This window comes from Arthrobacter sp. C152, assembly GCF_054890965.1.
In genome coordinates this window covers 22975-32527 of record NZ_JBTZSU010000040.1, presented here as the reverse complement: position 1 = coordinate 32527, position 9553 = coordinate 22975, and the positions used below count along the sequence as shown (strand labels likewise).

Here is a 9553-nt window from a genome sequence, read left to right as displayed (position 1 = left end):
CAAACGCTCACTCATCGCCTACGACCACTGAAACCAATAGGACTTAATCATCTAGCGGCGCGCCAGTCCAGCAAGGCGATTTCGGTGGTGGGTCCGAGTGCCCTCGCGCACCTTCCTGAGACTTGCCTCCCTAAGGCCCTTCTCAACGGTTGAGCGAATGGTCTCACCCTTCATGATGGATGCGCAGAATTCATCCCCACAATTTATGCACCAGGTAGATTGCAACAGCATCCCTTCGCGTTCATCATCACCCTCCGGAAGCTTCGCGATGACCTGGGGTGTCCAGAGATTGCTGCTAGGTCCATCTCCACAGTCACAGGTGTAGGTCAAGTACTGATTCTTCTCGATGCCAGCCCAGACCGAGGCAGTGATGAGAAGCTGATGGCGGTCGCTCTGTTGGGCTGCCTTGGCCGCATAGTTAACAGCTTTGCCAGCCCAAACCGGTTCTTGTCGTGACGGTTCAAAACGGACCCCGACCTTTGCAGCCAGCAATGGCGACGACGCAATGCCCACTTTGTATCCGGTCTCAGCGACGGCGTCGTTGTCCCAATGCTCAGCCAAGGCAGGGATGAGGAACCTTTCGCTGAAAGTCTTCACGGTGATGCCAGCGCAAAGAGCCCTTTCGTAGGCCGCATCGCCGGAAAACAGGGCAAAGCCGCCGTCGCCCTGAATATCCTGGAAGTCAGAGTCAAAGTGCTTGTAGATCCGAGAGAGCTGTGATACGGCTGCATCATAAATCTTGGCCGTAGGTTTTGCGTGCGTGCCAGTTCCGAGTCGTGTCGATCCTTTCAGGTCAGACACGACGGCCACCACGTCCTCGTAACGGTGCCATGTGTTCGAACCCGCTGCAGGTAACGCATCCGCGTTGAGAAATCGCTTTTCCTCGATCGTGATGGATTTGTTCAGAGTCTCCGCTACCCTTGTCTGGGCATCCGTCAGAAGAGTATCCAAAGCACCGATGGTGATTCTTCCCTCCAAGAATTATGAGTACGCTGCTTGCTGCTGTGGGGGTGCCGTTCCTGAGGAAGGAAAGGCATCAGAGATTGCCGAAGGCAGTTGCATCCAGGTGCCATAGCGCCGCCGGTCAAATAAGCCGACACGACCTAAAAGTCCCAGTCCTCGTCTTCGGTGTTCACGGCCTTGCCGATCACGTAGGAGGAACCGGACCCGGAGAAGAAGTCGTGGTTCTCGTCCGCGTTCGGGGACAGGGCCGAGAGGATGGCCGGGTTCACGTCGGTGACGGAAGCCGGGAACATCGCCTCGTAGCCCAGGTTCATCAGGGCCTTGTTGGCGTTGTAGTGCAGGAACTTCTTGACGTCCTCGGCCAGGCCCACGCCGTCGTAAAGATCGTGCGTGTACTGGACCTCGTTCTCGTACAGCTCGAAGAGCAGCTCGAACGTGTAGTCCTTGATCTCCTGGCGGCGCTCCTCGGACACGGTCTCCAGTCCGCGCTGGAACTTGTAGCCGATGTAGTAGCCGTGCACAGCCTCATCGCGGATGATCAGGCGGATCAGGTCGGCGGTGTTCGTCAGCTTGGCGCGTGAGGACCAGTACATGGGCAGGTAGAAGCCCGAGTAGAACAGGAAGCTCTCCAGCAGCGTGGACGCCACCTTCCGCTTCAGGGGGTCGTCGCCCTGGTAGTAGTCCATGACGATCTGCGCCTTCTTCTGAAGGTTCTCGTTCTCGGTGGACCAGCGGAACGCCTCGTCGATCTCCTTGGTGGAGGCCAGCGTGGAGAAGATGGAGGAGTAGCTCTTGGCGTGGACCGACTCCATGAACGCGATGTTCGTGTAGACGGCTTCCTCGTGCGGGGTCAGCGCATCCGGGATGAGGGAGACAGCGCCCACGGTGCCCTGGATGGTATCGAGGAGGGTCAAACCGGTGAAGACGCGCATCGTGAGCTGCTGCTCAGCCGGCGTCAGGGTGTTCCAGGACTGGACATCGTTGGACAGCGGCACCTTCTCCGGCAGCCAGAAGTTGTTGACCAGGCGGTTCCAGACCTCCACGTCTTTGTCGTCCTGGATGCGGTTCCAGTTGATGGCCTCGACGTGGCTGAGGAGCTTTACTTTCTCGGTCATGACTCCGACTCGCTTTCTGAAGAGAGGCTTGGTTTGGCTGAGTCCTCGACGCAGTACTTGCAGTCGGCTTTCTCGATGCCTTTATTGGTGTGGTGCCTGGTATGGGCGTTGCGGCGGCTGGACGGCATCGGCCGGCCTTTCCGTACCGCTGACATTTTCGCACGGGTTTCGGCGCTGGCCTTCTTCCCGAAGTTCGGGTTGCCCTCTCCCTTTTTTGCTTCGGAAAGAATCTTGCGGGTTTCTTCGCTAACCGTATGCCCGTACCCGGGGTGATCCGGGCCGAACTTCCCGAAATTCGGGTTCGCCGCTCCCGCGTACATGCCTTTGCGTTCCCGGGACCACTTCTGGCGCTGCTCCAACGTGTGGTTCTTTCCGTAGAACGAAGCCCCCGACCCTGATTCCCTTTGGATTTTTCGGCCGGTGGAACGGATACGGGCGGCCTCCCGCATCTCCTCCGTCCATACCTGACCGGTGGGGCCGAGGCCTCCATCCGAAAGGTTCAACAGCCTGTCACCCTCGCGTCGCAGGTAACTGATCCAGTCCACCTCGGCCTGCCCCAGTTCCGGCAGGCCTTCGATCCAGTCCAATTCATCAGCAATGAGGTCGGTAGGATCCTGCTTCCGAACCCAGTCATAGAAGGGCGTCTTTCGACCCGTAGCAGCTACCCGCAGGTGCTGATGGAAACGACGACTGGCCGTCTTGGTAGTGATACCGACATAGCGGTACTCAACCTCCGGCCGAAGCCGGATGCCGTAAACCAAGCCGCCCGTCGCCGTCGTCGTTTCCATCACTTACTCCCTCGATAATCAACCTATTTCAGTTGTCATAGCGCGCAGGAAACGCAACCCTCCACTTCCGTCCCTTCCAGCGCCAGCTGGCGGAGGCGGATGTAGTAGAGCGTCTTGATGCCCTTGCGCCAGGCGTAGATCTGGGCCTTGTTGATGTCGCGGGTGGTGGCGGTGTCCTTGAAGAACAGCGTCAGGGACAGGCCCTGGTCCACGTGCTGGGTGGCAGCGGCGTAGGTGTCGATGATCTTCTCGTAGCCAATCTCGTACGCGTCCTGGTAGTAGTCCAGGTTGTCGTTGGTGAGGTACGGCGCCGGGTAGTAGACGCGCCCGATCTTGCCTTCCTTGCGGATCTCGATCTTGGCCGCCACCGGGTGGATGGAGGACGTCGAGTTGTTGATGTAGGAGATCGAACCGGTCGGCGGGACGGCCTGCAGGTTCTGGTTGTAGATGCCGTGCTCCATCACGGAGGCCTTCAGCTCGCGCCAGTCATCCTGCGTGGGGATGTGGTGGCCGGCGAAGAGCTCACGCACCCGCTCGGTCTCCGGGGCCCACTCCTGCTCGGTGTACTTGTCGAAGAACTCACCCGACGCGTACTTCGAGTTCTCGAACCCGCCAAAGGTCTGGCCGGTGTCGATGGCGAGCCGGTTGGAGGCGCGCAGCGCGTGGAACAGCACCGTGTAGAAGTAGATGTTGGTGAAGTCCAGGCCCTCTTCGGAGCCGTAGTGGACGTGTTCGCGCGCCAGGTAGCCGTGCAGGTTCATCTGGCCCAGGCCGATGGCGTGGGACTGCAGGTTACCTTCGGCCACGGACGGCACCGAGTTGATGTAGGACATGTCGGACACGGCGCTGAGCGCGCGGATGGCCGTCTCGATGGAGGCACCGAAGTCCGGCGAGTCCATGGTCTTGGCGATGTTCATGGACCCGAGGTTGCAGGAAATGTCCTTGCCCACGGCCTGGTAGGTGAGGTCCTCGTTGTAGATCGAGGGCGTGGACACCTGCAGGATCTCCGAGCAGAGGTTGCTCATGGTGATCTTGCCGGCGATCGGGTTGGCCCGGTTCACGGTGTCCTCGAACATGATGTACGGGTAGCCGGACTCGAACTGGATCTCGGCGAGGGTCTGGAAGAACTCGCGGGCGTTGATCTTGGTCTTCTTGATCCGCGAATCGTCCACCATCTCGTAGTACTTCTCGGTGACCGAGACGTCGGAGAACGGGATGCCGTAGACGCGTTCGACGTCGTACGGCGAGAACAGATACATGTCTTCGTTCTTCTTGGCCAGCTCGAACGTGATGTCCGGGATGACGACGCCCAGGGAGAGGGTCTTGATGCGGATCTTCTCGTCCGCGTTCTCCCGCTTGGTGTCCAGGAACCGGTAGATGTCCGGGTGGTGGGCGTGCAGGTACACGGCCCCGGCGCCCTGGCGGGCACCGAGCTGGTTGGCGTAGGAGAAGCTGTCTTCGAGGAGCTTCATCACGGGGATGACGCCGGAGGACTGGTTTTCGATCTGCTTGATGGGTGCGCCGTGCTCGCGGATGTTGGTCAGCGACAGGGCGACGCCGCCGCCGCGCTTGGACAGCTGCAGCGCGGAGTTGATGCCGCGGGCGATCGATTCCATGTTGTCTTCGATGCGGAGCAGGAAGCAGGAGACGAGTTCGCCGCGCTGGGCCTTCCCGGCGTTGAGAAACGTCGGCGTTGCCGGCTGGAAGCGGCCGTCGATGATCTCGTCCACCAGGCGGCTGGCCAGTTCCTCGTTGCCGCGGGCCAAGTGCATGGCCACCATGCAGACGCGGTCCTCGTAGCGTTCCAGGTAGCGTTTGCCGTCGAACGTCTTCAGCGTGTAGGAGGTGTAGAACTTGAACGCGCCCAGGAAGGTCTCGAAACGGAACTTCTTCTTGTACGCGCGGTTGAACAGTTCACGGATGAAGTTCATCGTGTACTGGTCCAGGGTTTCACGCTCGTAGTACTGGTTCTTCACCAGGTAGTCGAGCTTCTCCTCCAGGTCGTGGAAGAACACGGTGTTGTTGTTAACGTGCTGCAGGAAGTACTGGTGCGCGGCCTCGCGGTCGGCGCCGAACTGGATCTCGCCATTGGGACCGTACAGGTTCAGCATGGCGTTCAGCTCATGGTAGCCAAGGCCCTTGTAGGCAGCCGGCATCTCGGGCTTCTGGGCCCTGGTTACTTCTGTGTCTGCGACAGTCGTGTCCAAAACGTGTCCAATCCCTTGTTTACGCGGGCCACGTCTTCTGGCGTGCCCATAAGTTCAAATCGGTATAGGTGGGGTACCTGGCACTTTGCGGCAATGATGTCCGCCGCCAGGCAGTAGTTGTCCCCGAAATTCGTGTTCCCGGCCCCGATGACCCCGCGAAGCAGCTGCCGGTTCTGCGGGTTGTTCAGGAACCGGATGACCTGCTTGGGAACGGACCCCTCTCCCCCGGTGCCGCCATAGGTGGGCACCACCAGCACGAACGGCCGGGTGGCGAGAAGGGGTGCGTCCTTTGCATAGAGCGGGATCCGGGCCGCCTCGCGGCCCAGCTTCGCGACGAAGCGGCTGGTGTTCTCCGATGCGGAGGAGAAGTAGATGAGCTGGCGTGTGGTCAGGACCGGCCCGGCGTCACCCTGCCGGCTGTCCGGCACGGACACTCCCACGCGCTGAGCCGCGTGGTCCGGGGTCGCGGGGTTCGAAGCCGCGTGGTCCTGCTGCGCTGTTGGTGCTGCCATGGGAGTCACCTCAGCTGGTTGGCGTGTGCGGGAGAAAGGAAGTGGCTCCTAGGCCACGGAGGTGACGGCGGCCTGCGCCAGTTCCTCGATCTTGTCGGGGCGGAACCCTGACCAGTGGTCCTGGTCCGTGACCACAACGGGTGCCTGCATGTAGCCCAGCGCCTTCAGGCGCTCGAGTGCCTCGGCGTCCTGGGAGATGTCCACGCTCTGGTAGGTGATGCCCTTTTTGTCGAGAGCGCGGTAGGTGGCGTTGCACTGAACACAAGCAGGCTTCGTGTAAACCGTTACGGTCATTGTCGCTGTCCCCTTAGTCGAAATCTTCGCTGGCGCGGTGTCCCCGTCCAAGCTGTATCTAGATACTACATGTAGTGCAGACGCCTCTTCGGAACCCCAAGATGATGTATTACAAGTATGTCATTTAATGCACCGTTAATCCACAGGTAAGGTGCCGCAAAATGTCCGGAATCCCGGCGATTTTGCGGACGGAATCCACATCCTGTGGAGTACTTAGCCACATTTAACGGCCAGCGTGTCGTGGAAAAGACGGCGTGTCGCGGCCTGGCCCGGAGGGGTTCAGGGCAGCAAAAAGGGGACCCGAAGTGACCTTCGGAACCCCCTCGGGTGATCAAGCGCACGCCCGCGGCGCACTACAACGCAGCGGGCCTGCTGCAGAGGATCTGCTCCACGCCCATCCTGCCCTCCGCGAAGCTCCTGAGGGCCCCCACCAGGTACAGCCGCCAGACCCGGACCACTTCCGGCCCCATCATGGCCTCGGCACGGTCCTGGTTCTGCTCGAACGTGGCGTACCAGGCCTCCAGGGTGCTGACGTAGTGCCTGCGCATCCCCTCGACGCCCTCCACTTCAAGGCCCGCGTCTTCCAGGAAGTTCAGGGTCTCCCCCACCGGGCGCATGTGCATGTCGGGGGCGATGAAGGACTCGATGAACGGACCCCCGCCGGGGTGCCTGCCGCGCCGCGACATCTGCTGCACCAGGACCTTGCCGCCGGGAACCACGTTGCCGAGCAGCGCCCTGGCATAGACCGGATAGTTCCGCTGCCCCACGTGCTCCCCCATTTCCAGGGAGGCGACCGCGTCGAAGGGCCCGTCCGGGATCTGCCGGTAGTCCTGCACCCGGATCTCCACCCGGCCCTCCAGCCCGTACTCCTTGATCCGGGCGTCAATGAAGGCTTTTTGTTCCACGGACAAGGTGACCCCCACCACCGTGGCCCCAAAGTGCCGGGCGGCATGCAGGCTCAGCGAGCCCCAGCCGCACCCGACGTCCAGCAGCCGCATGCCGGGTTCGAGTCCGATCTTGCGGCACACCAGGTCCAGCTTGTCGCGCTGGGCGTCCTCCACGCCGTAGCCGGCGCCCGCCGGCTGGGTCCAGTAGCCGCTGGAATACGCCATCTGCGGGTCGAGGATCAGGCCGTAAAAGTCGTTGCTGAGATCGTAGTGGTGGCTGATCGCGGCACGGTCCCGGACCAGGCTGTGCAGCCGCCCCGAGACTTTGGCCTGCGTCGCCGGCGGTGCGGGCGGGGCACCCAGTGCGCCGGCGGCACGGGCGATCTTCCCGATGCCGGCGAGGACCGCCGGGGTGGGCCGGATCCCGGACAGCCTGCGCCGCCGCACCACTTCCCACAGCTGCTGCAGGGCCGAGTTGAGGTCGCCGTCGATGTCCAGCTCACCGGTGACGTAGGCCTGCGCGGCGCCGAGCTCCCCCGGGGCCCACAGCAGGCGGCGGATGGCGTTGGGGCTGTTGAGCCGGACCACAGGCGCGCCGTGCGGTCCCGCTTCGGAGCCGTCCCAGACCTTCAGGCGGACGGGCAGTTCCCCGCCAACGACGGGCCGCAGGGCGTCGGCAATGGTGTCCGCCAGTGCTGCCGTCATAGGCCGGCCCCGCGTACAGGTGTGCTCTTCTTCCGGTCCAGCACGATTTGCTGGACGTCCAGGTAGCCGGACGCGAAGCCCGCCCTGGAGTAGCAGAGGTAGAACAGCCACATGCGCTGGAAGACGGTGTCGAAGCCGAGCTCCGAGACTTCCTCCTGCCGGTCCATGAAGCGCTCCTCCCAGAGCCGCAGCGTCTCGGCGTAGTGCTCGCCGAAGGCCAGGCGTTCGCGCACCTGCAGCCCTGTCTGCTGCTCGGTGACCTCTTCGATGGCCCGCACCGAGGGGATCACCCCGCCCGGGAAGATGTATTTGTGCACCCAGGTGTAGCCGGTGCGGGTGGCCAGGAGCCGGTCGTGCGCGATGGTGATGGCCTGGATGGCCACCTTGCCGCCGGGCGCCAGCACCCGCTCGATCGTCTGGAAGTAGGTGGCCCAGTACTGGTAGCCCACGGCTTCGATCATTTCGACGGACACCACCGCGTCATACTCGCCCTCGACGGCGCGGTAGTCCTTGAGCTCGATGGTCACGGCGTCGGTGTACCCGGCCTCGGCGACCCGCTTCCGGGCCAGTTCCTGCTGCTCGCTCGAGAGCGTGACCGAGTAGACGGTGGCGCCGCGGGCGGCGGCCCGCAGCGCCAGTTCGCCCCAGCCGGTTCCGATTTCGAGGAGCCGGGTTCCGGGCCCGACGGCGGCCTTGTCCAGCAGGCGGTCGATCTTCGCGTGCTGGGCGGCGGCGAAGCTGTCCCGGTCAGAGTGCCGGATGGCGCCTTCCAGGGAAGGGAACAGCGCGCTGGAGTACGACATGGTCGGGTCAAGGAACGTCGCGAACAGTTCGTTGGAGAGGTCGTAGTGCCGGGAAATGTTGGAGCGCGTGTTTTCCGGTGAATTCCGTTCGCTGCGCGGCTGACGGGGCAGGAACAGGGCCCGCAGTTTCTGCAGCGGTTCCGGAACCAGGGTGCCGGCACGGGCAGCGAAGACCTCGAGGACGGCTGTGAGGTTGTCCGCGTCCCAGTCCCCCGCCATGTACGACTCGCCGAACCCGATCAGGCCGCCGTCACCCAGGCGGCGGGCGAAGTCGTCGGGCCGGTGGATGGTCATGACCGGCGCGCCGGCCGGCGCGGATCCCAGGACCCGTCCATCCGGGAACCGCACCTCAAGCGGGAGACGGCTGGCCGCGGCCTTGAAGATGCCGGCGGCAATGCGGGCCGCCACATCGGCCTTGAAGCCGGCCGGAACCGTCGCGATGCCCGGCCACACGGCGGCGTCGACCACGGCGGGAGGCTGCGGCACCCTGTACGGCACGCGTCCGGACGCGGCCGCCGTCGTGGTTCCGTTGTCGTCCGTCATTGTCATTGAACTGCCTCCTGTGAAGGGTGGTGTGGTCTTGCGACGACGGGCAGGCGCCTTGCCCAGAGTTTAACGCCCTGCACCCTGATCAGGGCGGATACCAGCAGCGGCGCGGCCGGCACCGCGCACGCCGCGGCAAGGATGTTGCGGACCGTGGCCGGCCGGCGGGTGCCGTCCATGGTGGCCACGAACGGGCGGTGCCCCTCGCGCTCCAGGACGATCGAGACCGCGAGCCGTTCACCGGGGGCGGGCAGCTTCATCCGGTACTGCCCGTCGACGTCGTTGAAGGGCGACACATAGAACGCCTTCGGAACCGAAGCCCGGCCCGCCGGATCCGTCCGCAGCAGGTAGCAGTGCCGCTCCCCGTAAGTGTTGTGCACCTCGGCCACCACGCACAGCAGTTCCCCGCTGGAGCGGTAGCACCAAAACAGGGTCAGCGGGTTGAAGACGTAACCAAAGACCCGGGCACTGGCCAGCATGTGGATGGGACCGCCGTCGGGCTCGATGCCCTGGGTCCGCAGGTAACGCTCCACATTGGACCGGATGCCCGCATCCGGGTCGCCGAGATGGTCGGCGGCGCGGAATACCGCCAAGGGCCGGAGCAAAAGCGGCAGGCGCGGCAGCCGGTCGACGTCGACGAACCAGCTGTAGCTGCGGTAGGTGAACGCGTTCTTCAGCGGGGTGCGCCGCACGTGGGAAATCGACGTGCGGTAGATGGCTGGGCTGGTGGTCAAGG

The 9553-nt window shown here is 63.3% G+C and carries 9 protein-coding genes; all 9 read right to left on the bottom strand.

Going from position 1 to position 9553, the window contains the following annotated elements:
- Positions 1-51: 51 nt before the first annotated feature.
- Positions 52-951, bottom strand: a complete 900-nt coding sequence (locus tag ACYSM9_RS19150) for a hypothetical protein (protein WP_461858540.1) — start codon at positions 949-951, stop codon at positions 52-54.
- Positions 952-1103: 152 nt separating this feature from the next.
- Positions 1104-2078 (bottom strand): class 1b ribonucleoside-diphosphate reductase subunit beta, encoded by a 975-nt coding sequence (gene nrdF / locus ACYSM9_RS19145; RefSeq protein WP_043451063.1) that lies wholly within the window; start codon positions 2076-2078, stop codon positions 1104-1106.
- Positions 2075-2866, bottom strand: coding sequence for an NUMOD3 domain-containing DNA-binding protein (locus tag ACYSM9_RS19140; protein ID WP_461858539.1), 792 nt, complete (start codon positions 2864-2866; stop codon positions 2075-2077). The genes nrdF and ACYSM9_RS19140 overlap by 4 nt, the downstream gene beginning before the upstream one ends.
- Positions 2867-2901: 35 nt before the next feature.
- The gene (gene nrdE / locus ACYSM9_RS19135; protein ID WP_461858544.1) at positions 2902-5022 is read right to left on the bottom strand and encodes a class 1b ribonucleoside-diphosphate reductase subunit alpha; all 2121 of its coding nucleotides are present in this window, start codon (positions 5020-5022) and stop codon (positions 2902-2904) included.
- A gap of 20 nt (positions 5023-5042) precedes the next feature.
- The gene (gene nrdI / locus ACYSM9_RS19130; RefSeq protein WP_461858543.1) at positions 5043-5513 is read right to left on the bottom strand and encodes a class Ib ribonucleoside-diphosphate reductase assembly flavoprotein NrdI; all 471 of its coding nucleotides are present in this window, start codon (positions 5511-5513) and stop codon (positions 5043-5045) included.
- Positions 5514-5633: 120 nt separating this feature from the next.
- Positions 5634-5879: a glutaredoxin-like protein NrdH gene (gene nrdH / locus ACYSM9_RS19125; protein ID WP_461858538.1), complete on the bottom strand. Its 246-nt coding sequence runs from the start codon at positions 5877-5879 to the stop codon at positions 5634-5636.
- 353 nt (positions 5880-6232) lie between these two features.
- Positions 6233-7471 (bottom strand): class I SAM-dependent methyltransferase, encoded by a 1239-nt coding sequence (locus ACYSM9_RS19120; RefSeq protein WP_461858537.1) that lies wholly within the window; start codon positions 7469-7471, stop codon positions 6233-6235.
- Positions 7468-8823, bottom strand: a complete 1356-nt coding sequence (locus ACYSM9_RS19115; protein WP_461858536.1) for a class I SAM-dependent methyltransferase — start codon at positions 8821-8823, stop codon at positions 7468-7470. Before ACYSM9_RS19115 ends, ACYSM9_RS19120 begins: the two co-directional genes overlap by 4 nt.
- On the bottom strand, positions 8820-9551 hold the full coding sequence (locus ACYSM9_RS19110; RefSeq protein WP_461858535.1) for a DUF1365 domain-containing protein: 732 nt from the start codon (positions 9549-9551) through the stop codon (positions 8820-8822). Before ACYSM9_RS19110 ends, ACYSM9_RS19115 begins: the two co-directional genes overlap by 4 nt.
- Between the last annotated feature and the right edge of the window lie 2 nt (positions 9552-9553).